The 26,195-nt window shown below is 42.7% G+C and carries 14 protein-coding genes; 8 read left to right on the forward strand and 6 right to left on the reverse strand.

The window, feature by feature from the left end; translation table 11 throughout:
- Positions 1-39: 39 nt before the first annotated feature.
- From OEG80_RS07460 to rsmG, 3 genes are all read right to left on the reverse strand, one after another.
- On the reverse strand, positions 40-1,155 hold the full coding sequence (locus OEG80_RS07460) for a ParB/RepB/Spo0J family partition protein (protein WP_263240126.1): 1,116 nt from the start codon (positions 1,153-1,155) through the stop codon (positions 40-42).
- Between the two features lie 145 nt (positions 1,156-1,300).
- Positions 1,301-2,080, reverse strand: a complete 780-nt coding sequence (locus OEG80_RS07465) for a ParA family protein (RefSeq protein WP_263240128.1) — start codon at positions 2,078-2,080, stop codon at positions 1,301-1,303.
- A 127-nt stretch (positions 2,081-2,207) separates the two neighbouring features.
- Positions 2,208-2,924, reverse strand: a complete 717-nt coding sequence (rsmG, locus tag OEG80_RS07470) for a 16S rRNA (guanine(527)-N(7))-methyltransferase RsmG (protein ID WP_263240130.1) — start codon at positions 2,922-2,924, stop codon at positions 2,208-2,210.
- A 352-nt stretch (positions 2,925-3,276) separates the two neighbouring features.
- Between rsmG and OEG80_RS07475 the strand changes: the two genes are divergently transcribed.
- The 3 genes from OEG80_RS07475 (at position 3,277) to OEG80_RS07485 (ending at position 8,225) form a co-directional block, all read left to right on the forward strand.
- On the forward strand, positions 3,277-6,216 hold the full coding sequence (locus tag OEG80_RS07475) for an ATP-binding protein (RefSeq protein ID WP_263240132.1): 2,940 nt from the start codon (positions 3,277-3,279) through the stop codon (positions 6,214-6,216).
- 119 nt (positions 6,217-6,335) lie between these two features.
- Positions 6,336-7,472 carry a helix-turn-helix transcriptional regulator gene (locus OEG80_RS07480; protein ID WP_263240134.1) on the forward strand — a complete coding sequence of 379 codons (1,137 nt, stop codon included), beginning with the start codon at positions 6,336-6,338 and terminating at the stop codon, positions 7,470-7,472.
- 87 nt (positions 7,473-7,559) lie between these two features.
- A complete protein-coding gene (locus tag OEG80_RS07485) occupies positions 7,560-8,225 on the forward strand; it encodes a TerD family protein (protein ID WP_020443261.1) in 666 nt (221 codons plus the stop codon).
- Between the two features lie 254 nt (positions 8,226-8,479).
- Here OEG80_RS07485 and OEG80_RS07490 read toward each other — a convergent pair whose 3' ends face one another.
- The gene (locus OEG80_RS07490; protein WP_149408577.1) at positions 8,480-9,457 is read right to left on the reverse strand and encodes an ion transporter; all 978 of its coding nucleotides are present in this window, start codon (positions 9,455-9,457) and stop codon (positions 8,480-8,482) included.
- Positions 9,458-10,033: 576 nt separating this feature from the next.
- Between OEG80_RS07490 and OEG80_RS07495 the strand changes: the two genes are divergently transcribed.
- Positions 10,034-10,669: an OmpW/AlkL family protein gene (locus OEG80_RS07495; RefSeq protein ID WP_011513389.1), complete on the forward strand. Its 636-nt coding sequence runs from the start codon at positions 10,034-10,036 to the stop codon at positions 10,667-10,669.
- Between the two features lie 161 nt (positions 10,670-10,830).
- Here OEG80_RS07495 and OEG80_RS07500 read toward each other — a convergent pair whose 3' ends face one another.
- Together OEG80_RS07500 and aceE are read right to left on the reverse strand one after the other, a co-directional pair.
- Positions 10,831-12,573: a 2-oxo acid dehydrogenase subunit E2 gene (locus OEG80_RS07500; protein ID WP_263240135.1), complete on the reverse strand. Its 1,743-nt coding sequence runs from the start codon at positions 12,571-12,573 to the stop codon at positions 10,831-10,833.
- 22 nt (positions 12,574-12,595) lie between these two features.
- Positions 12,596-15,409: a pyruvate dehydrogenase (acetyl-transferring), homodimeric type gene (gene aceE, locus OEG80_RS07505; protein ID WP_263240136.1), complete on the reverse strand. Its 2,814-nt coding sequence runs from the start codon at positions 15,407-15,409 to the stop codon at positions 12,596-12,598.
- A 587-nt stretch (positions 15,410-15,996) separates the two neighbouring features.
- On the opposite strand from aceE, the gene OEG80_RS07510 reads away from it, so the two are divergent.
- From OEG80_RS07510 to OEG80_RS07525, 4 genes are all read left to right on the forward strand, one after another.
- Positions 15,997-17,622 carry a hypothetical protein gene (locus tag OEG80_RS07510; RefSeq protein ID WP_263240138.1) on the forward strand — a complete coding sequence of 542 codons (1,626 nt, stop codon included), beginning with the start codon at positions 15,997-15,999 and terminating at the stop codon, positions 17,620-17,622.
- 272 nt (positions 17,623-17,894) lie between these two features.
- Positions 17,895-18,359, forward strand: coding sequence for a hypothetical protein (locus OEG80_RS07515; RefSeq protein WP_263240139.1), 465 nt, complete (start codon positions 17,895-17,897; stop codon positions 18,357-18,359).
- A 76-nt stretch (positions 18,360-18,435) separates the two neighbouring features.
- Positions 18,436-20,553: a beta strand repeat-containing protein gene (locus OEG80_RS07520; protein ID WP_263240141.1), complete on the forward strand. Its 2,118-nt coding sequence runs from the start codon at positions 18,436-18,438 to the stop codon at positions 20,551-20,553.
- Between the two features lie 137 nt (positions 20,554-20,690).
- Positions 20,691-26,018, forward strand: coding sequence for a hypothetical protein (locus OEG80_RS07525; protein ID WP_263240143.1), 5,328 nt, complete (start codon positions 20,691-20,693; stop codon positions 26,016-26,018).
- Positions 26,019-26,195: the final 177 nt, after the last annotated feature.

A 26,195-nucleotide genomic window follows, 5' to 3' on the forward strand; every position in this document is an offset into this window, starting at 1 on the left:
TATTTAAATAAGCATTAGATTAAATACACACGCAATATTTTAAGCCTGTGCTTCCATATGCTTAATTAAAGCGGCTAATTGATCTTGACTGTGGAAGAATATCTCAACACTACCCTGCCCGTCTTTTTTATGCTTAAGCTTCACTTCAGCGCCGAGCATATCTGTCAATCTTTGCGTCAAACGCTCAACATCACGAGACTGTACTTGTTCGGTGCGACTGGCTTTTGGCGCTGGCTGCAAAATAGATTTAACAAGCTTTTCAGCTTCGCGTACGGTCATACCTCCATCGATAATCTTTTGAGCAATGATAGGCTGCTGCTCAGATGATAACGCTAAAAGCGTACGCGCATGACCCATATCTAAGGCGCTAGTAGCTAGGTGATCTTTGACCGTGTCGTGCAACTGGTTTAAGCGCAGAAGGTTTGATACGGTAGTACGTGCTTTACCCACGACTTCAGCAATCATAGCGTGACTCATACCAAATTCAGTATGAAAACGCTGTAATGCTGCTGCTTGCTCAATCACGGATAGATCTTCACGCTGGATATTTTCAATTAATGCGAGGGCAATCGCAAGCTCATCTGACAAAGCACGCTCAATCGCTGGAATGACTGACTTGCCTGCCATTTTCGCCGCACGCCAGCGGCGCTCACCGGCGATGATCTCGTGAGTAACAAAAGCTTCACTTTTATCTTCTGTGGCGAGTAATGGACGAATGACAATCGGCTGCATGACACCATGCTGTTCGATAGAAGATGCCAATTCTGCCAGTGCCGTTTCACTCATGTCGCGCCGCGGTTGATACTTACCGGCCTGCAAACGGGTAACATCGATTTGCACCAAACTGATTTGGTCTTCAGATCCGTTACTTTCGCTCACGTTCACACGATTGCCATTGGCAGTATTTTTATTTATTGTGCGCGGTGTACGAGCTTTACGTTGATTGGCATCTTTTGACTCAGAAGCGGCAGTAGATTTTGCATTAGCGGTAGTTTTGACCGTCGCTTTTGTCTCTATTGGATCAGCGGGTAAAGCCTGCTCGCGCACAGCTATATCGTCTTGCAAGGCAGAGGCGGTGATTTGCTTTTCTTTTTTGATTGACCCTAATAAGGCGTCTAAACCTCGATTGGCAGCCAACCCTCTTTTCTTCGCCATGATTACCTATCCTCTAACGCTCAAATAAAAGCCAAATGTTTTAAATTGAATAATAAATACGATGTGCACAATTTTGTTATCTGGCTGATTACTCCAGTGATCCATTATTTTTTATAATCGATCATTTTCTCTTATAACCACATAACTATCGACTTTGTTTCATGACTTCAGCGGCCAATTTCTGATAAGCACGTGCGCCCTTTGACCATCTCTCATAAGCAATGACCGGTAGACCATGCGCAGGCGCTTCAGCCAAACGGATATTTCTTGGAATAATGGTTTGATACATGATCTCACCAAAGTGCGCTTCCAGCTCAGCAGACACATCACGGGCGAGCGTATTGCGTGCATCAAATAGCGTTCTGACCACACCGCGAATATATAACTTAGGGTTCAACTCTGTTAAACGTTCTATCGTTTGAGACAAATCTGCCAAGCCTTCTAACGCATAATACTCGCATTGCATCGGAATAATAACGCTATCAGTCGCCACCAACGCATTAATTGTCAATAAATTTAAGCTGGGCGCGCAGTCTATAATCACATAATCATAGGCAAGTTTTTGTGCCGCTATTTGCGCATCAACTAAATCTGCCATTGCTGTTTTAAATAACTCATGGCTGTTGGTTTTGCTCATCAAAGTGATGTCCATACCCGCCAAATCACGATTGGCACCGATGACATCGAATCCTGCCGGACTGCCAACAATAGCGTCAGATAAAGCCACCCCATCAAGGAGCACATCTGCTATCGTCAGTGCCAACTCATTCTTATCCACACCCGTACCACTGGTCGCATTACCCTGTGGGTCTAAGTCAATGAGCAGTACGTGCTTGCGTTTGGCAGCCAAGCTGGCGGTCAAATTTACCGCCGTTGTGGTCTTACCCACGCCGCCTTTTTGATTCGCAATCGCTATGATTTCCATACACTCACTCAATTTAATTAGGATCTGTTACTAATTTTATTAACACGCGCTTTTACTGAAAACATAAACATGAGCACAGCATTTACCATGAAAAAGATAGTTTCATGGTAAATGCTGTGCTCATAGCTTAGACATTTTTATAAGACAATTCAATTAAATGACGACTATCATGTAAACGTGGCACGTTTAATTTAATGGTCTTAAACTGCCAATCGTTACTTAAAGCGTCTAACTCTTCTTCACTTGGCGCTTTGCCTTTCATCGCACATAGATAGCCATTATCTGCCAATCGCGGCTCGGCAACTGCAACAAAATCTATCAAACTGGCAAATGCTCGAGAAGTAACTACATCATAGCTTGCCTCGTGCGCTTCAATACGCGATGCGATAGGCTGCATATTACTCAAACCAAGCTCACTACTCACTTGCTTAATAAAGCGGATTTTTTTCTGATTGCTATCAAGCGCGGTACATGAGCGCTCAGGCTGACAAATAGCAATAATCACTGCCGGCAAACCTGCGCCCGTACCAATATCGAGCAGCGACCCCGAGGGTAAATGGGTTATAATAGCCAAACAATCGATAATATGTTTGATAAGTGCTTCTACCGGATCAGTAATCGCGGTCAGATTATACGCTTTATTCCATAATAAAAGCTGGTCTAAATACAATAATAAGCTGCGCTGCTGCTGGGCACTCAATGTTAGACCCAACTCGTCTATTGCTTGCGCTAAGATATTCGCCAATGTCGGTAATTGTGCGCCAAGCTTTACGAAGCCTGTCGGATCAATATGAATATTACCCATGTTAGCAGAGGATAAAGAAGATTTAGTGGAGTCTGACATACAAGGGTTTATCCGTTTTTGACATGTGAACCGTCTATTTTATCATGCAGGCTGCTCATTGAATAGTTGCAGATTGCGCCAATGTGCGTCATCTTATACTATCTACGCCTATATTGAGCTGTTATTCTTCTTTAACTGTTCTACTATTATTGTTTTATAATTACTATTAGTAAACTTTTATTCGCTAAGACATAATCGCTCATGATACAAAATTGCGCTCAATGACTGCTTTAAAAAACAGCGATATCTTGTAAGATGTTCTATTACTATAAATGCTAATGTATCCATTGCCCCATCAAAAAAACCAAAATCAATCACCATTTAATATTTTTAAGCGACTGACCCTATTCCTATGACAGAACAGACAAACATACCCCTGAATAAAGACCAACAAGACATTAGCGATAATACCGCAGAGGCTATGATGCCTATTAGTGACTCAAGTGACAAGCATCCCCATAAAGAGCCCTCAGCCAATAAGGAATCATTGGATAAGAATTCCTTAGATAAAAAGAAATTGGATAAAAGCTTAAAACGTAAAAAAACGGTCCGTAAGTCGGTAGAAAAAGAAAATAACCCTAACGCTACTGATGCGCCTATTACACCTCACCCTATATTCATAGAAGTCAGTCAGCGCTGCCTCGTCGCGACAAACCAGCTTAAGCGCTATAGTAAACCCAGTCTGCTGCCAGCCGATACTCGTAGCGCACCAGATTTAGATATTGGTTTTGGGCAACAGCGGGCGCTTAAGGCATTGCATACGGCACTCGATATTCATGCTAGTGGCTATCATGTGTTTGCGGCTGGCGAGAATGGTTTGGGTAAACGCACGGTGATTAGTCGCTTGCTCAGTCTTATCGCAGCCGATGCACCGACGCCGGATGATTGGGTATATGTACATAACTTCACTGATCCTCGGACGCCACTGGCACTGCGCTTACCTGCTGGTCAGGCCGCAGTCTTGCAACATCAAGTCAATACTTTGTGGCAACAAGCCAAAAAAAGACTAAGCCAGCGCTTTCGCAGCGACCAATATCAAAGTAAGATAGAAGCCATCAAAAATGACACGCATCAAAAGGAAAGTCATGCCTATGATGTGCTCAATGCTGAGGGCAAGCAGTATGATCTAGCGTTAACGTTTCGGCCGTTTGATAATAAAGCCGTTTTTGTTCATCCAAGCCAGCTTGCAACAGAAACGAGCGATATGGATGATAAAGAAGACAAACTCTCTAATAGTCATAAAAACAATACCCTTATCAATGACAATAAGGAAGCGGCAACCGCTAGCACCGATGAGAGCGATATTAAGGCTGACAATAACGCACACGTTAGTGAATATGAAACTGAGCTAAATAATTTTGCTCAAAAAAATCATATGCAAAAACGTCTGAGTCAGCTGACGATTGCTTTAGAGCAATTAGAAGATGAAGCCAATGATGCCATCGAGTCGCTACATCGCAATATTGCCAAGCGAGCACTACAGCCGTTATTTACCCCTATTTATGAGCAGTTCAGTGCTCAACCACTGGTCGTTGAGTATCTGAAAGTAGTCTTTGCCGATATGGTTACTCATGTCGAGCGTATCGTTAATGGAGATGATGAAGAGTTTGTAACGGCATTGCTCGCCACGACGCCTAGTAGATATGCGGTCAATGTTATTAGCAGTCATGAGCCTGATAGTGGTGCGCCCGTTATCTTTGAAGACTTGCCTACTCACTTAAATTTATTAGGTCATGTAGAGCAGATCACTCAATTAGGTACGGTTACGACCGATGTCAGCATGATTCGTGCCGGCGCTTTACATCGTGCTAATGGAGGTTACTTACTGCTTGAAGCCAGTCATCTGCTTGAGCATCCTTATGCGTGGCAAGGTCTTAAGCGTGCACTACAGTCTCGTAAAATCAAACTCTCAAGTCTTGAGCAAATGCTGACCTTAACAGGTAGCTTATCCTTATCGCCTGCGCCCATTGATCTTAATATCAAGGTCATTTTATTGGGTGAAGCTGATTTGTATTACGAATTACTGGAGCTTGAGCCGGAGTTTGATGCGGTATTTAAGGTACGTGCTGACTTCCACGATGATGTGGTTCGTACTCATGAGCACGAGCTCGCGTTGGTGGGAAAGATGGCAGACATCATCGATTACGCCAATCTTTATCCATTTGATAGAAGGGCACAAGCTGCTCTACTTGAGCATTTAAGTCTGCAAGCAGAGGATCAAGACCGTCTAAGTCTGCACAGTGATTTGCTTATTAAGCTGTTGCATGAATCCAATCGCCATGCGCGTTTAGGCGGACAGGATATCGTTAGTGCCAAGCATGTGGTGCAAGCTATTGAAGATATGGATGAGCGCTCAGGATATTTGCGCGACCTCTATTGGGATGAGCTCAAAAACGGTCAGCAGCTTATTCAAACCCAAGGAGAGGCAGTTGGGCAAGTCAACGCGTTAACAGTGGTAAGCTATGCCGATAGTGAATTTGGCATGCCTGCCCGTCTCACAGCGGTCATTCAGCCAAATATCGGTACGGGTGAAATCCTAGATATCGAGCGTGATGTTGATTTGGGCGGTAGCTTGCACGCCAAAGGTATGCTGATCATGACCAGCTACTTAAGAGCATTATTTAGTCAGCACCATGCGCTAAATTTTAGTGCCTCACTGGCTTTTGAGCAAAGCTATGCGCATATTGATGGTGATAGCGCGACTGTCAGTGAGGGCTGTGCGCTATTATCTGCCTTAGCAAACGTACCGATCAATCAATCTCTTGCGATTACAGGTTCTATGAATCAGCTTGGTGAAGTACAAGCCGTCGGCGGCATCAATTCCAAGATTGCAGGTTTCTTTGATGCGTGCCGCGAGCAAGAATTGACTGGACAGCAAGGCGTGGTCATTCCTATGGCAAACGTCAAACAGCTTATGCTGCGCGACGATATCATTACCGCTGTAAAAGCAGGTAGCTTTCATATATATGGGGTGCACACGCTCAGTGAAGCGCTCACATTAATGACGGGATTACCTGTCGATACAGTGAATAAGAAAAGTCGCTACCGCAAAGAGACGTTGTTTGGTAAAGTCTTAAGTCGTTTGATGCTATGGGATGAAAACCAAAACACAGATGATGATATTGACGATAAAAAATCAAAAAAGAAAGCCAAAAAGAAACGCCAAGCCAAACGCCAAAAAAAAGAAGATAAGAATAAAGTCTCTAACAAAGAAAAGGCTATTAAAGAACAGCTTATTAAAGAGGATAACGACACTATCGTAGAAGAAGTTATTATAGATGAAGCACGCTAGATATTAGGGTGCTCTCTGCAATGCTATATAATAACCATCTGCTGATGTCATTTCATGCTCATACTAATGTGAATAACCCACTGACTTTATAATCGTGACATTACAAAGGTTATCTTTTCATGACTGTATCTCATACCGACATTGCTCATACTGACAACGATAATCGCGACAATCAACAGGCTACTGATGAGCAAGCAAACGCTGTTGCACTTTCAGACAATAAAGCCGCTGATGATGCAGCCGATAGTCGTCATGGCGCTGCGACAACAGCGCGGCAGTGGCAAGTGTTGTCGCAATTACAACGTAATCGCTGGGTCGGCACCACTCATGTTTATGAGCAACTGATACTGGCAGGTTTTGATATCAGTTTGCGCACAGTACAGCGCGACTTAAACGCCCTTGCCAAACGCTTTCCTATCGAAAAAAATAACGCCAATCCACAAGGTTGGCGCTGGGAAGACGATGCGCCGCTACAAAGCTTGCCGCATATGAATCTATCACAAGCGGTTGCCTTTAATATGGTGGAAGCCAATCTAAGCCAGCTGCTACCGCCAGTTATTTTAGATGAGTTATTTCCTTGGTTTGATTTGGCACGTCGCCAACTTAAAAACAGCAAAGTAACCCATTCATGGATTGATAGGGTTCGTATTGAACCCGCGACCCAGCCTTTGATTGCGCCGCACATTGATTTGGACAGTAAAGATAATATTTATCATGCTTTATTTTATCAATTACAAATCAAAGCCAGCTATACCCGTAGCAACAAATCCCAAGCCAGCGAATATACCTTAAACCCTATTGCTATTATTCAGCGTGGGGTGATTATTTATCTGCTCGCGACCCGCACTGATGATAGCGAAACTATCATTCGCACCTTTGCCCTACATCGATTTGCCAGTGTTGAGATATTAGAGAGCGCAGCAAAAACGCCTGATAATTTTCAGTTGGATAACTATCTGGATGCAGGTGGTATGGGCTTTAGCCACCCCTTATTCCGCCAACTACCCAATCATGGCAAATATACAGCGATTGAGCTACAATTTACCAAACAAGCTGGCAAAAGCTTAACAGAAAGTAAGCTCAGTGATGACCAAATTGTTATTATCAATAGCGATGAAACCTTAACCATACAAGCAACGGTGAATCTAACTTCTCAGCTGGTTTGGTGGTTACGAGGTTTTGGTAATGGGCTGCTGAATGCCAAACCAGAGCTGCTTTATCAAGCGGTATTAGATAAAGCAGTGGAAGATATCTAAATTTTTAAGCCATTCTTACAAGCACTTTTATAGCTTCTACATCTACCTAATTCACTCATAAAAAAACCAAGTATCAAAAGGATAATTATGTCGACCACTACCCCATCGCCACTACTTTCAGACAGCTTAAGAGGGTTGGGTTTGGACGCAGGAACTTTGTTTTTTGGTCTCAATTATGAATTTACCAAGGTTGAGCAGACAGGCTTATTTAAAAAATTAAAGAAGCGTTTTAATAAAAATGCAAACTCCATGGATCTTGATTTGGCTTGCGTATTATATGATGACAACTGCACCATCAGCGATATCGTTTGGTTTAAGCAGCTGCGCGACAAAGCCGAATCGATATGCCATCAAGGCGATAGTTTGAATGGTAAAGACCGCGGCGACCAAGCGATGTATCTTGCACCGCTTGATCAAGAGCAAATCAGACTATATCTGGATGAAATCCCTGCTCATATCACGCATATTGCTTTGATTGCCAACTCCTATTACGGACAACCTTTTACCAGAGTTAAAAAAGGCGAGATTCATCTCAGCGATGATGAAGGTAACCGCTCTTTTGAGGTCAATTTAAAGCAGCTGCCACGTGATTGCGTGACGCTGTGGGTTGCCCATTTGCGCCGAGAAGTAGATGACTGGCATCTAACGTTACAGAACCTGCCACTCCCTGCAACAGATTTGGCAATAGCGGCGCAACAAGTGGCGCATGAATTGGCTCGTGCCCTACCGATCCCGCAAGCCATATATAGCTAAAAGGATGTGCCGCGCTTAATTAAAAATGGTCAATCGCTATACAAAGCCATTGACCATTTTTAATTCTATATAGGCGATTCGATACAGAAGAAAGCCCGTGATAACTGGCATAGTTAAAATATCTTAAAAACGCTACAGTACTGCTGGTATAAATTTTTTGCAGCCTTTGCCTGCGTAGGCACAGCAAGCAAGGAAAATTAATATCAGCAGTACTTGATGTATCAATATTGCTTTTCCCTGACTATAGTCCTTTACTATAAGCGCTCACCGCAATGTGGACAAAAATTCTTTTGCTGCACGTCTCTTTCACGGCGCTCAAGCTCTTGCTCACGCAGCACTTGCAGCACAATATCCTGCGCTTGTTCTTTATCTAAGCCCAGCTCGCGGCGGATTTTTTCAATCATCATCTGATTTTGAACCAAATCAAAATCACTATCAATCAGCTGTCCCCTGAAATCCTGCTCAAGCTCTTCACGGCGCTGACTGAGCTCATTTGCCAAGCCGGTTGCCAAAATACCAGCAGGTAACGCTGCTAAACCAACGCCCAATATAGTAATAATAGCGCCTAATATTTTGCCAGCATTGGTAATCGGCGTCACATCGCCATAACCTACCGTTGTTAGAGTAACTACCGCCCACCACATGGCTTTTGGTATCGATTCAAACTCTTCTGGCTGTGCATGATTTTCTACTAGATAGATACCACTAGAAGCGGTCACAATCATAATTATTAAGATAAAAATAACCGCTTGGAAAGAGCCTTTTTCCTTACTAATAACCACCAACAAAATACGCAATGAGGCAAAATAACGAGTCAATTTAAGAATACGAAACAAACGTAAAATACGCAAGAAACGCAAGTCTATACTGACAAAGAAGTTCAAAAAGGCAGGGGCAATGGCAATCAAATCAATCAATGCAGATGGACTTCTTAGCCAATCCCAGCGCTGTCGCCATGTAGTATTGCTTGGCTTGGCTTCAGCAACGCTCCATATGCGAAGCAAATATTCAATAGAAAATATCACAATAGAAAAATTTTCAAACCACGTAAAGTATTCTTGATAAGGGTAGTACCAAGTATCAACAGACTCTGCAATCACCGCAGTGACATTTGCCATAATTAAAAAAATAAGGAAATAATCAACACAGCGACTAAAGAGCGTATCATGCTCATCGTTTTGCAAAATATTATAGACAAAAAGACGCAAGCGCCGTATAGATTGAAATAGCATGCCGTCCCTATGCGGTGTAACACCGAGCTTGGATGAACAAAAAAGCCGTTATGAGAGTCTGATTATACTAACTTTGTATAATAAATGTAGACAACCAAGACCAATATGATAGCAACGGCGAAAAACGCTATGCGCAATAACCGCTCTTCAGCGCGCCACTCATGACTACGTTTTTGGGCAGGTAGCAAGGATAAGCCACAGATCGGGCAACAAGAATCTATTTGGTCTAACACTATCAATGAGAGAGCGTTGTCACAGCGCAGTGGAGAATTACTACAGTAGCCAAGCATAATAGATAACCGATCCCTTTATAAAATAATGGCATATCAATAATAGCAAAAACCTACAATCAAAATAGGTTATGCCATAAACTTTAACGTATCCAAACCTTTCTCATTGTAACTTTACGCATAAACATCTGAACGTTCCGCTTAAAACCTTACTACTAGTAAGGTATTTGTACTATAATAGATAGCAGATGTTACAGGTTAATCCCTAGCCTAACATTATATGTTGCTAACTTATGACATCCCTCATGAGCTAGCGACCATTATCTAAACGTTGAGGAATTAAACGATGAAACTACAATCCCTAGTTTTAGCCGCTGCTACTGCACTTACTATGACCACTGCTTTTGCTGTACCTGCAGGCACTTGGACAGTTGCCGCTGGTGCGCATTATGTTGATCCTAAAAATGATAATGGTGATGTCACTATAGGGGGCACAAGCTATGCTGTAGATGTTGATGGCGATGTCCGTCCAACCATCAGTGGTGAATACTTTATCGCTAATAACGTTGGTGTTGAACTACTCGCTGCCATTCCATTTCATCATGACTTTACCTTAACCGATGCCTTAAATAATGAGATCACTGGTAGAACTCAGCATTTACCACCAACGCTTTCTCTACAATATCACTTCGATGATTATAACCTACCTATGAATGTAAAACCGTTTGTGGGTGTTGGTGTAAACTACACGATGTTCTTTAAAGAAAAAGCAAATGTTGTAGGTACTGAATTAAAGCTTGATGATAGCGTTGGTGTTGCTGGTCATATCGGTCTTGATATCCCATTTGCTGCCACTGAGTCTTTCCGTATTGATGCCCGTTATATGGACATCAAAACTGACGCTACTTTGAACGGTACTGACATTGGCAAAATCGATATCAGTCCTTGGGTTTATGGCGTTGCCTTTGTAAAACAGTTCTAATTTAGCAGAATTATGAGCTAATATCATAAATAGAAAAAGCCAGCTTAGTTGCTGGCTTTTTTGTGTCTATTATTTATCTATCATTTGTTGCAATAACAGCTATAAAAAAGACCATCCGAAGATAGTCTTTCTTTTATATAAAATTTAAATAAGAATAAAACCTATAGCAAGATACGACGCGGGTCAGCAAGCAATGTTGCAACATAACGCGTGAATACTGCCGCATCAGCCCCATTAATCACACGATGATCATATGATAATGACAATGGCAACATCAAGCGCGGTTCAAAAGTTTGCTTATCAGCATTCCATTTCGGTTGCATCGTCGCTTCTGATGCCCCTAAAATACCAACTTGTGGCCAGTTTACCAATGGCGTAAACGCCGTACCACCTAAGATGCCTTGACTTGAGATGGTAAAGCTTGCGCCTTGCAAGTCTTTAGTACTTAGCTTTTTATCACGGGCTTTGATGGCCAATTCGCCGATTTCAATCGCAATTTGCTTGATACCTTTTTCGTGAGCATTTTTAATCACTGGCACGATTAAGCCATCATCTGTTGCTACTGCAATCCCCATATTTACGCTTTTACGAAGAATAATTTGCGTATTGTCATCGCTTAGATGACTGTTAAAGCGTGGATGCTGGGTCAATGCATAAGCCGTTGCTTTGACAATAAAGGCTAAAATTGTCAGTCCAACACCTTCAGCTTTCATATTGCCTTTAAGCTCACTACGCAGCTGCTCTGTCTCAGTGATATCAGACAAATCAAATTGCGTCACCTGTGGCAAGTAAGTGTTGTAATTCAGCTGTGGAATCGACACCTTTTGCAAGCGAGTTAAGTCTTGGGTTTCTGTTTCGCCCCAAATCTCAACGTTACTCATATCAGGTAAGCTTGGTAAGCTGGCTCTAGATACACCGGCTCCAGTAGCGGGTGCAGCTTGTTTTGTCGTCAAGCTTTGCTTCACATGAGCAAACAAATCTTCTTTTAAGATACGTGCATTCAGTGCTGAACCTGTTACTTGGCTAATATCCACACCCAACTGACGGGCAAGTTTACGCACGGCGGGACCAGCATAGACATCAACCATTTTTTCATTGACTTGTGCTTCAGTCAGCTTATTACCTGTACTGCTTTTTGCAGTAGTACTAGCAACTTGTTTATGCGCAGTCGTGGCTTGTTTAGCAGCTTCCTGACTTGAATCAGTCTTTTGCTCGCTCACTGCTGGTTTTGAATCTTGCAATTGAGCGACTGGTGCTTTGGCTTCACTCGTAGCATTAGCATTGTCTGAGCTTTGACCAATGATGACTATAAAGTCTTGACCATTGGCAACCATATCGCCTACTTGTATCAGTATTTTCTCAACTTTGCCGGCTTGTGGCGCTGGCACTTCAACCGACGCTTTATCTGACTCGATCAGCAAGATAGACTGATCAGCAGTGACCATATCGCCGACACTGACCATAATCTCAGATACTTGCGCTTCATCGACGCCTAAATCTGGGAGCGCATGCGTGGTCGCTGTTGCTTCTTGCTCAACAGGTTGATCGGTATTTGACTCAACGGCTACCTTATCGCTCTGCTCTTCCTTTTGCAGTTCTTCTTGCTCAGCATCAAGAGGTTTCTCTTGAGTGTCAGCAGCAGGTGTTTCTAGGCTTTGATTGTCATCTTGACTGTCAGTCTCGCTTTCAAGCTCGATTAGCACCATACCTTCACTGACTTGATCACCAATCGCAACACTGATTTTAGTCACTTTACCAGCAGCAGAGCTTGGCACTTCAACTGAAGCCTTATCTGACTCAAGTAAAATAATATTATCGTCTTTTGCAATGACATCACCAACTGCAACCATAATTTCACTGACTTCGGCGCTATCGACACCCAAATCGGGGGCTTTAATGTCCATTTTTCATTTCCTTGTCTTATGGTTATTTTTCTTCGACATCATCATCATTAAGTAAGGTTGCATCGGCTTGATCTTCGGCGCGACCTTCACTGCTGATTTCATCATCATCTTCAGCGACAAACTCAGGTACAGGAATCGGATTGATGTTGCCAGGTGCTGGAGCGTCTGGAGAATAGTCATAATATGGCTGTTGCTGCCATGCAGGCGGATGATCGATATCGATATTCAAGCTAGAGATCGCGTCTTTAACCAAACGCATTTCTACTTCGCCTTCATCAGCCAAGCGTTTTAGAGTAGCGACAACAATATGGGCGGCATCAACGTTAAAGAAGCTACGGAGATTTTCGCGGGTATCGGAGCGACCATAACCATCAGTACCTAGTGTGGTGTATGGACGGCTATCTGGCAACCAAGCACGGATCTGTTCTGAATAGTTGCGCATATAATCCGTTGCGGCAACGACCACACCTTCGTGCGGTGCAAGCTGTTCAGTAATCCATGGCACGCGCTCTTCATCCATTGGATGTAGACGATTATAGTCATCACACGCCATACCATCACGTGTCAACTCATTAAAGCTGGTCACACTCCAGACGTTCGATGTGATATTAAACTCATCTTTTAAAATACGTGCCGCTTTTTGCACTTCACGTAAAATAACACCAGAACCTAATAACTGAACTTGCGCAGAACCATTATCTTCTAACAGATACATACCACGCTTGATGCCTTCTTCAACACCTTCTGGCATTGCAGGTTGCTCATAGTTCTCATTCATCACGGTGAGATAGTAATAAATACGCTCACCTTCAGCATACATGCGGCGTAGACCGTCATGCATAATGACTGCTAATTCATAACCAAAGCACGGATCATAGCTCACACAGTTAGGAACGACGTTGAATAAAATTTGCGAATGACCATCTTGATGTTGCAAGCCTTCACCATTTAACGTCGTGCGACCTGCTGTAGCACCAAGTAAGAAACCCTGTGCTTGACAATCACCAGCCGCCCAAGCCAAATCACCAATGCGTTGGAAACCGAACATAGAGTAGTAGATGTACATCGGAATCATCGGTAGCGCATTCACTGAATAACTGGTTGCCAGCGCAATCCACGCACTCATTGCACCCGCTTCGTTGATACCTTCTTCTAACATATGACCATCGATGGCTTCTTTATAACCCATCAAGGCTTCACTGTCTTCAGGTGTATACTTTTGACCAACGGCAGAGTAAATACCCAATTGACGGAACATACCTTCTAAACCAAAGGTACGCGCTTCATCAGGTACGATAGGTACAACGCGATCTTGGATGTCTTTGTTCTTTAGCATTGCTGATAATAGACGCACAAACACCATGGTGGTTGATTGCTCTTTACCGTTACTACCTTTTAAAACACGATCAAAGATAGATAAATCAGGGATATTCAAAGGAATATGACCACTACGGCGATTTGGCAAATGGCCACCCAAGGCTTCACGGCGACCTTTTAGATACTTCATCTCTGCTGAATCTTCAGCTGGACGATAGAACGGTAGCGTCTCTAACTGCTCATCGGTAAATGGCAAATCAAAACGGTCACGGAAGTACACCAATGCTTCTTGATCAAGCTTCTTGACTTGATGCGATTTGTTAACCGCTTGGGTGGTGGATAGACCATAGCCTTTGACGGTCTTCACTAAAATAACCGTCGGCTGACCTTTGGTTTTCATGGCTTCACTAAACGCGGCATAAACCTTCATCGGATCATGACCACCACGGTTCAGACGTGAAATATCTTCATCCGTTAAGGCATCTGCCATCTCTTTTAATTCAGGATACTTATTAAAGAAATGCTCACGGGTAAATTTGGCATCGCGCGCTTCATATAGCTGATACTCACCGTCGACTGTCTCTTCCATACGGTGTTTAAGGACACCAGTATCATCATTAGCAAGCAGACTGTCCCAATTACCGCCCCAAACCACTTTAATCACACGCCAGCCAGCACCGCGGAATACGGATTCAAGTTCTTGAATAATTTTACCATTACCACGAACAGGACCATCGAGGCGCTGCAGGTTACAGTTAACGACCCAAATCAGGTTATCCAGCTTTTCACGACCAGCAAGAGAGATAGCACCTAAGCTTTCTGGCTCATCTGTTTCACCATCACCTAAGAACGCCCAAATCTTACGACCTTCTGACTCTAGCAGTTTGCGGTTTTCCATATAGCGATGTACATGGGCATGGTAGATCGACATGATAGGACCTAAGCCCATCGAAACCGTTGGGAACTGCCAATAGTCCGGCATCAAATAAGGATGCGGATAGCTTGATAACCCTTTACCACCGACTTCACGGCGGAAATTATCCAACTGATCTTCAGTCAAGCGACCTTCTAGATAAGAACGTGCATACATACCTGGCGCTGAATGACCTTGATAATAAATCATATCGCCGCCGAAATGATCGCTGGCAGCACGGAAGAAATGGTTAAAACCAGTTTCATATAGCGTCGCACTAGAAGCAAATGAGGCTAAATGACCGCCCAAATCGTCATCGTTTTTATTGGCGCGCATCACCATTGCCAAGGCATTGTAGCGAATCAAGGCGCGAATCTTGCGCTCGATCGTCAAGTCACCTGGGTACATCGGCTCATCTTCAACGGCGATAGTATTGATATAGGCCGTATCTAAACGGTTAAAGGGCAGGCCTTCTTGTACCCCCATATTATATAAGGCTTTTAATAAGAACTGCGCACGATCTTTATCGGCATGCTTAATCACAGACTCAAAAGCTTGCAGCCATTCCTGCGTTTCGCTGCTATCAGCATCCTTGTAATAATTCATCTTTTCTAATCCTTTTTTATCAGTCATCCCTACACGGTGGCAGGGTATTATTAAATCACAGAGTTATACATATTTTCGTAAGCAAACGATTTACCTAATGCCTTCCTTGCTGCATCTCGTCATTCCATTATATGTCTTGGCTATTACAGACCAGTGCTAATAATCAGCAACTGTAGCTTGGCATGGGGTTCAAACAGACATCGTAGTAAAAGTAAACGACAGCCGATATGCGACTTTCATCATCAAATGATATTGACGCTCTATTATAGGGGTTTATTCACGTATTGTTTATAGCTATAAAGAAATGCCAATATGACAAGTATTTTTAAAATAAATAGTGATTATGTTTTTTGAGATATTTGGGAGGTTTGTTGGGAGATTCTTTGTAATCAGTGGTAAATATAATATTTAACAGAAATATATGTATTTGGTCATATTAAATCTGCCATTCATCCGTTTTTTAGGAAATTTACAAAATTATTGCTTAATATGATGAATTACGTAATACTCACAGATTTTTTATTATGTTTATCGTGCGTATTTACATAAATGATTGTTAGTGAATATCAGTTTATAGGGATAGCAATATGTATCAGACTCAGCGCTTCGTAAATGCAATAGCTTCACAATTATTTGGTACATATCTATATCGAATATTGGCGTTGATGACAGCGATGATTTTTCTTGCGATCAGCAATTCATCATTTGCACTTGCTACTAATCCAGGTGCTACTTGTCCTGCCAACTTCTCTCAAAGCAGCTTGACTAATGCTGACTACTCTAGTTTGGTATCTGCGGTCAATACCAATAATTACGTCACGGTTGCAGGCAATGCAGCAGGCAGTATTCCTTTACAGATCAGGATGAATACGGTTGAATCTAGTACTAATACACAACTTAGTAACTTCGGCGTCATTACTGCAGGTGGTCTCAATGCTATTAACGTTAGACGGACATTTCCCAATAACACTGCTTTTACAGACATAAATCTTGATTTTCGTAATAGCATAACGTCTCAGCCAATTTTTCTTACTAACGTAGCTTTAAGTGCATTTGACATTGATTACGCCAATAGCAACGGCAATACTTTTGATGACCTTGTTCAAATTACAGGCGTCAATGAAGCAGGCGCTACTATTACTGGAGCTTTTCAACCGATAGTGGGATCAAATATAATTTTCGATCAGAATCTACAGGGTTTATATACTAGATCTGTTAATGATCCTAACTGTCCAGCTAAAGATCTAGGTACCCAATGCCAAGGATCTATCCAGTTTTCTCAACCAGTGACTTCAGTAAAAATTCGTTATACAAATACGGGCTTTCTTCCAACTGCGACTAATCAAGAGATTGATATTCGAGTAGACAACTACTGTTACGTCCCCCAGTATATTTTCTCAGGTACAGTATTTGACGACAATGGTGGTATAACCCTTCCTCAAGCCAATGCTAATCAACCTAACTTTACGACTGGTACTTACAACAACGCCAATTATTTCAATGGGGTATTCAATACGCCTCCTGAAAGCGGTATTGCAGGGAGTACGGTCAGACTAGTGAGTTGTTCAAATACATCTACCATCTATGCCACGCAGCCCTCAGGTACGGGTGCCACCATTGGTCAGTATCAGTTCAGCGTACCTCTCTCAACGTTTGGTACCAATAGAAGTATATGCTTGATAGAGAGTAGAACAGGAACTACTTATCCTGTTCGAACCACTAGTGACAATATCAATACTGGATTTGCAACTACGACTTATAATTATCCCAGTAGGAATTTCGGTAGAGTCATCCCAGAAAACGCAGCATTAGTCCTTAGAAAGTTTCAGTTTGTAAATGATTGTTCTACTGGGCTGAATTACAATAGTATCACCACTACTTCCGATCCTAGAACGGGCTTTAGTACAGAAGGTATTAACGGCAATATTGTACCTGGACAGTGTATCGCCTATAGAATAACAGCAACCAATCGTGCAAATACACCTATCACCAATTCTGTCGTGCAAGATAGATTGCAAGAGAGAGGACAAAATGGTGCTTTGGTCACATCAATATTAGCTAATCCAGTAGCTAGTACAACTGATTATGCTTCTGATAGCGTTCCTATTGGTCAAAACGGTCTAGTCAAAACTAACCCCTTTCCTTTAAACCAAAGAACAAGCCGTGACTTCTATTTTAATACTAAGTACGGCACAACGAACGGAAATCCTTAGTCATCGTTTTTTCTTGCATTATTCCCAATACGGAAAATTCTGCCTTTTTCAACAAAAGCCCTATCTTGAAAGATGGGGCTTCTACCGTTTAGTCACTTCAAAATGCCGTTTGTCTTATTTATAGTGAAATTTTGTATTTAGTTTGTGACAATAGCTTTAATAAAAAATCTGACATCACCTAAGCTTTTATAGATTACTGATTACGATTTTTGAATCATATAAGATGACATTTAAGTCTCATTAATAGCAATAGTGTAAACAAGGAATACTATATGAAAGGTTTTAATGTTTTACGCAACACATTACTAGCTAGCTTAGCGTCAGTATGTTTGTTAAATACCGCTCATGCCGATGATGCGTTGAAAATGGATCTAACCGCCAATCAAGTCATTAAAAACGCTGCGGGCAAAACCAGCTATGTGCCCGTTCGTACTGCCCCAGCAGGTACTGTTATTCAGTATAAAGCCACCTATAGCAATATCATCAATAAAGATATTCAAGACTTAGCAGTGGTCCTGCCTATCCCTGCCAATATGACATTTACTGGTGAGGCAAGCCCTGCCAGTGCCCAGGCCAGCATCGATGGCAAGAACTATATGGACATGCCACTGATGCGCAAAGTCAATGGCAAGATGGTCAAGATTCCGTTTTCTGAATACCGTACCCTGCGTTGGAATATTAAGCTATTACCCGCACAGAAATCAGCTGCCGTCTCACTTAACACCATTGTGGACTGATGTAACAAAGACTTGCCACTTTTTATTGCCCCATTACTAACCGATTTACCTTTAAACCTTACTTTTGGAGTCATACATGAAATCAAACCCTTTTAACTATACCTTATTAGCTGTCGGTGTTGTTGCTGCTATGGGTATCTCTAGTGGTGCTAATGCAGCTACTCCTAATACTACTGGTGGTGTTAGTGCAGGTGCTGCTGCCATCAATAACGTCGCAACCGCAAACTATAGCGTTGCTGGTATTGCTCAGCCAAACGTGACTTCTAATACAGTGACTGTAAACGTTAGCGAAACGGCTAACTTTGCATTGGTATCGACTGTTGATGATGGTAGCATTGGTGACGATACTGCTATCAATCAGACTGCTACGCCAGGTGGTACGACTACCTTTACTCATAATTTAACCAACACGGGTAATGTGACGGATACTTATACCGTTAATACCACAGGTAATGACTCACCACTAGTAACTATTCCTGGAACACCAGACTATGCTTTAGGTACTGCGCCTGTTACGTTTACTATTGTACAAGCAAACGGTACTGCTTTAACTCCTGCTCAAGTGACTGCATTGAATGGTCAAGCACAGACAGGTACCATAGCTAATGGTGGTACTATTAAACTACAGCCAGGTACTAGAGCTAATCTAAGCTACGAGGCAGCTACGCCCGCCGCTCGTAATGGTAATGACAAAGGCGTGGGCACATTAACTGCGACGAGTACTTTCTTCACAAATAATGCTCCAGCTAATGCGACATTGGTTAACGAAAACCAAACTATTGTAAGATTGCCTACCTTTAAAATTGCAAAAGCAGCGACGAGTACTGTCGATCTGACAGCAGCTACCCCACAGATTACTTATAGTATTGTAGTGACTAACCCGACTACTAGCTATAGTGCTGATGCGACTGATATTGTTATCAGAGATGTCCTTCCTGCAGGTCTAAGTTTGCCTAGCGGCACAGCATCAGATGTGACGGTAACTGGTGGTGCTGGTACCGCTACGATTTCTACTGTTGGTACTCGACAAGCTATTAATGTTGCCGTAGCGAACTTAGCTGTTGGCGCAAGTCGCACGATTACTTTTACGGTTAATGTTGATAAAACTCAATATACAGCTGCTAATAGTTCAGTAACTAACAATGTAGAAGTCTACGATAAGTTCGTCGGTGCGGTTAGTCCGTTAATTGCTGCTCCTATACTTGGTACTGACTATGACATTTTAGATAGTACAAATAACAATCTAGATGTTACTAGAGTTCCTCCTGCTGCTGATCAAGCGAATGGCGCTGGTGTAGATAGCGCTGGTGTAACTAACTTCACTAGACGAGCGGTTGTATTGGGTTCGCAATCGACTAGAGAGATTGCCCCTGCCTCAGGTACTGATGGTCAAGTCACACAGACGAATACTATTACTAACAACGGTCAAGATAATGAAGGTACCAATACTAATCCATTGACCTTCACTATTGCCGATGGTGGTAACAATGATGCTGTTAGACCGGTTACTGGTCCTATCAGTGTTACTTATACACCGCCTAATGGTGGAGCTACAGTTACTATAACGCTGCAACCTACTGTTGCTGGTGGTAATACGTACACTCTTAATAGCACTACACTGCCAACAGCTCAATTTCCAAATGGTATCGCACCTGGTGGCGTACTAGCGATTAACTACAAAGTGTCTTCAGGCAATGTCACTACTCCTGCAACTACTGATGATGCGGCAGCTGTTGGTAGCACTGAAACGACTATCGTAACTTTGACCCCAGCTGGTACTAATCCACCTGCTGCTACTTCAGTGACCGATACGACTAATGTTAGAGGCTTAGCTTTAGTGAAGGCTCAAGCCTTAGATGCGACTTGTTCAGGTACGGTTGCTGCAGGGGCGTTTGTTCAAACTGCTATTAATGCAACCCCTGATCAGTGTGTCATCTATCGTATTCAGGCAACTAATACGTCTTCAGCGGCATTAGGTTTTAACCTTACCGCCTTAACCATCTCGGATTTGTTATCTAACTTCTCAGATGGTGCAGACTTGATAGCTGGTTCACCTGCTACTTCTGCTACTGCTAACTCTACTGCAGGTACAGCTAGTACTAGTAGTACTGCAGTTCTTGGTAGCAACTATACCTTAGTTCCTGAGGGCGTTGGCACCTTGACCTTTAGAATTAAGATCAAAAACGCTCGTTAATTTTCTATATAGATTTATAAGTGTCTCATGATACTTATAAATTAAATCTTTAGCTTGAACTACCTGCTTTTAAGTAGTCAAGCTAGAGACGCTCCACCCTATTGCCACTTTATATTTTATTGGATAAGCGACTTATTATGACCTCCAGTGTAATCAATACGTCTAAATGCTTCACATCAGGTACAGCTAAGGTTTCTGCGCTGACGCTTGCTATGTTGCTTATGCAATCAAATATGGTTTTTGCTGCGCCAGATGTACTGGTACAGTTAATCAATAACACAGCTCAAGCCAGCTATAGTGTTGATAACGAAAATGATGTATCTATAAGCACGGCTTCAAACCAAGTGCAAGTTAAAGCTTCTACACTTCCTGAATACGGCATCAGCTTGAATCAACAGCCTCTGCGCACTGTCATGCCAAATACAGAGGTCAGCTGGACCAATGTACTGAGCAACACAAGCTACAGTGATCAAACAGTTGAGCTAACGTTTGCAATATCACCAACCATCTCTAACTTAAAAGTCTATCAAGACCTGAATAAAAACGGCCAAGTTGATTCAGCAGATAGACAAATAATGCTGGACAACTTGAGTACTCAAATCAAGCTTGGTCAGAGTGAAAGCATTCAGCTTATCGTGCAAGCTTTATCAGATATCAATGGTAGCGATGGTGATACTGCTGATGTAAAAATCGGTGCGGTTGTATTAGAAGATCCATCAGTCGCGGCAGTTGACGCCATAGACAGACTGGTTATCATCGAGCCTAACATCAAATTTACCACGCCTCAGTTTAATGGAGCCAAGGCCACTTCACAAATCAATGAAAACGTTTATATTGACGCAAGCTATGCTCAATGTAACGTGCAATCTGATAAGCCAGATCAAGTATGGATCACGGTTAAGTCTCCGATGACAGGTGACATCTACTCTCTTAAAGGCATCGAGACTGGTAATAATACAGGCAAATATCGTCTGTCTGCACCGACCCAAAATAATGCCAATGCTATCAATGATAAATTTATTCAGACATTGGTAAACGATACCTTGACCGCCAGTTTAGACGCTTGTATTGATCCTTCTGTCGGCACGGGTGCTGATCAGCTACCAACAGATAGCGACTTTACCGTCCGTATCGATGATCTAAATACGCAAATCAATATCATCGATGAGAGTGCAAGTTTGGTTGTCACCAAAGAAAGCGATGTCAAAAGTGCGGAACTCGGTGATTATGTCAGCTATACCATCAATGTCACTAACAGCGGCAAATCGACTGCTTACGATGTACAGCTAAAAGATGCTCTACCACGTGGTTTTGATTACGTCGAGAGCAGTGTGCGTGTTAGCCCAACCACTAACCTTGATATCAATCAAGCACAGACCACTGAGTTCAAGGCAGACGGTAAATATCAGGTATTAAATTTAGGTAATATGGCAATTGGCGAAAGTAAGAAGATTACCTATCGCGTGTTGATTGGTGCCTCATCATTAGGCGGTGATGGTATCAACCGTGCAACTGCTGTCGCTAATAACGACCAAGGTCAAAGCGTCGGCTCAAGAGAAGCACAGTGGAAAATCGAAGTTGGTCGTGGCGTCATGAACACTGACGGTATCATCGTTGGTAAGGTCTACCACGATATCAACCGCGATGGCATCCAACAAAAACAAGATGGTGAGCTTGGTGTTGCTGGCGTGCGACTCTATATGGAAAACGGCAACTTTGTTGTCACTGATCCTGAAGGTAAATATAACTTTTATGGTATTAGTGCTAAAACCCACGTCCTAAAAGTTGACCGCACGACTATTCCAAACGCCACAGAACTGGTTACCCAAAGCAACCGTAATGCTGGTGATGCCGGTAGCCGTTTCGTTGACCTAAAATATGGCGAGCTGCATCGTGCCGATTTCGGTATCGTTGGCGGTATGGCGGATAGTACTGAACGCTTAAACGCAGAGCTTGTAGCGCGTAGCAAAAGTATCGGTGCCAAAAACGATCGCTTAGAGCAAGCGGTTAAAAGCGAGCTAACTTTAGATCCTGACTATAACCGTGACAATAAAGACAATATCAATGCCAGCGGCTGCAAATCTAATGACTCATTAGATATAGGCATTCAATGCGACTCAGCCATCGTAAATGAAATAGTCAATCCAGCAGCCAATCGTATCGATATGGCCGTCACCACGGTAACGCCGCCAGTAGAAAAAGAGTTAGAAGAATACTTGAAAGAAGTGGCTAACAATAACGTCGCCTTTATTAATTTAGATGAAGGTCAACAGCTCACTACTTATAAGCAAATGGTACAGGTACAAGCACCACTCGGGTCGATATTTACTTTATATGCCAATGGTAAAGCGGTATCAGAACAGCAAATAGGTAAAACCGCTGAACAAGAAAAGCAAAATGTTACTGCATTTGATTATTACGCAGTCGATTTAAAGCGTGGCACTAATACTTTACGCGGTGTCGCAACCGACGTGAATAACAAAATAATCTCTGAGCAAACGATTAAAGTCTTAACTCCTGATAGCTTGCAAGCTATTAATTATCGTACTCAAGAACAGCTAGTGCCTGCTGATGGCGTCAGCGAATATCAAGTCGTTATTAGCTTAAAAGATCGTGACAACCGTCCCTATATTGGCTCTACTTCGCTTACGCTTGATACCAATATTGGCCGTATCAACTTGGCAGACAGCAGTAAAGACCAAGCCGGCACGCAAGTTACTGTCAATGGTGGTGAGCTGTTGATCTCCGTGACTGCGCCAAGCGTACCCGGTAAAGGTGAGATGATCATCGATACAGGCAGTACTAAGCAAGTAATTCCGCTACAGTTTACGGCTCAATTGCGTCCATTAATAGCTGTTGGTATCGTTGAAGGCGCGATAGCGCTCAAAGACTTTGATGGTAGTAATATCACTAACGCACAAGGTGCATTTGAAAAAGAATTACGCGAAATAGCCGGTAACGATGATTACTCAGCGACGGGTCGTGCGGCAATGTTCTTAAAAGGCAAAGTACGCGGTGATTATCTATTAACGCTTGCTTATGACAGCGACAAAAAAGGCGAACGCCTGTTCCGTGATATCGAGCCGGGCGAATACTATCCCGTTTATGGCGACTCATCAGCCAAAGGTTTTGATGCGCAATCGACGAGCAAGCTATATGTACGTCTAGATAAAGGTCGCTCATTTGCCATGTATGGCGACTTAAAGACTCAAATTGACAACGATGAAGGTATTAAGCTCGGTCAATACAATCGTACACTGACTGGTGTCAAAGCCCAGTTTGAAGATAGCAACACGCGTATTACTGCTTTTGCCGCTGAAACAAGCACCTCACAGCGTGTCAATGAAACTCGTGGTTTGGGCATTTCAGGTCCTTACCCGCTTGCTAATGATTTTGATGCAGTATTAGAAAATTCAGAAACTATAGAAGTAATCACCCGTGATGCTAATAATCCTGGACGTATTGTGCGCCGTGAGACCTTGACGCGCTTTGCTGATTATGAAATTGATCCTATTAGCCGTAGCTTATATCTAAAATCACCGATTGCTAGCCAAGATATCGATGGCAACCCTATCTACTTACGCGTTACTGTCGAAGTTGATGAAGGTGGTGAGAAATATTGGGTAGGTGGCGTCGCTGCTAAACGACAATTGACTGATAAAATTGCCATCGGTGGCAGCTATATTAATAGTGATGATCCACTTAATAAAGAAGAGCTTGCTAGCGTTAATACTGTGGTTAAACTTAATGACAAGCTAAAACTGGTCGCAGAATATGCCAAAAACAAAGCTGAGAATCCAAATTTCGAGCCAAGCAATCAGATCAATGCGGACAAACTAACAGGCGATAATGCTGAGGGTGACGCTCTACGTATCGAGCTTGACTATGATAATAAAAAACATACCCGTGCAAAAGCCTATCATAACGATACCGATATCGGTTTTGTCACTGGCGCGTCACCACAAACTGCTGGTCGTACCGAATCTGGCATCGAAATCATCCACACTTTAAACGAGAAAAAGACTGCGCTTAAACTTGAAGGCGTACGCACAGAAGATCATATTACTGATGCAAGTACTGAAGGCGTACAGGCCAGTATCGAACAGCGTTTAAGCAAAAATATCGTTGGTGAAATTGGTGTACGCTACTATAAACAAGAAGCAGCAGCCTCACGTAATATCCAAGCAGCAACAGATGTGGTGGATATTACTAATGATACTTTTGCAAATGATGACATCATTAATCAATCTGCGCTAAGCAACGTCAGCAACACTGAAAAAGATATCGAAGGCACCACTGCCCGCGCCCGTCTAACCGCGCGTTTGCCAAAGCTAAATAACTCATTGGTATTTGCTGAGTATGAGCAAGATATTGAACACAGCTCACGTAACGCAACCTCTATCGGCGGTGAAACAGCACTGGGTAATTTAGGTCGACTTTATGCTCGCCATGATTTAATCAATAGCTTGTCTGGCAGCTATGGTTTAGACGATTCTGAGGAGCGTCAACGCACTGTTGTCGGCTTTGATGCCACTTATATGAAAGATGGCAAGGTTTATAGTGAATACCGTATGCGTGATGCCATCAGTGCTCGCGAAGCGGAAGCTGCCATTGGTCTAAAGAATAAATGGTATGTGCAAAAAGGTTTGACGCTTAATACTTTACTCGAGCGTGTCGAATCTTTAGAGGGTGAGAAAGACAGTACCTCAACTGCAGCAGGTTTTGGCGTTGAATACCTTGCTAACGAAAATTACAAAGCATCAGGGCGCCTAGAAAAACGCTGGGGCGATACCAGTGACACCTTATTAGGTAGTGCTGGCGTTGCCTATCGCTATAACGATGAAGTGACTTTATTAGCCAAAGATATTTATTCAAAAGTTGATTATGACGATGGTCATCGGACTATCAATCGCTTTCAACTTGGTGCTGCCTATCGCGACTACGATAGCAATCAGCTTGATATGCTGGCCAAGCTTGAATATCGCTTAGATGATAATGCCACTGGTGATGACCCTTATCAAAAGGATGCTATTGTCTGGTCATGGAGCGGTAACTACCATCCAACGCGACCATTAACATTATCAGGTCACTATGCAGGTAAATATACCGAATACGATGCTCAAGGTATCGCAAGTGACAATACCGCTCATGCTTTGTATGCCCGTGGCTTATATGATATTAGCGAGCGCTGGGATATTGGTTTACAAGCAGGTACTTATTGGAATAAGCAAGCAAATGACCTAGCCTATTTAGTTGGCGCTGAAGTTGGCTATAGTCCAATGAACAATTTATGGTTATCGCTTGGTTATAACTTCATGGGCTTTGAAGATGAAGACATCGCTTATGACTATACTACCATCGAGGGCGCTTACTTTAGACTACGCTTCAAGTTTGATGAAGATCTATTTAAGCGTGAAGACCCACGTAAAAATAAACGTGCAGCACCTGTATCCTCTACATTATAAGACGGTCAATTAAAAAGGCACCATCTTGAATGACGTTTTTCTGGAATCGTTTTTCCTTATTCACATGCACTAAAGGAAGATAAAGACTTCAAAATCTTATTCCAATAGCACTATATTTTTGAAGTAAATTGACTATAGCATTTGATAAGCGATAAAATCAGTCTCAAAATTGCCAGC

Origin of the sequence: Psychrobacter sp. SC65A.3 (assembly GCF_025642195.1) — a bacterium.
Lineage (GTDB): Bacteria > Pseudomonadota > Gammaproteobacteria > Pseudomonadales > Moraxellaceae > Psychrobacter > Psychrobacter cryohalolentis.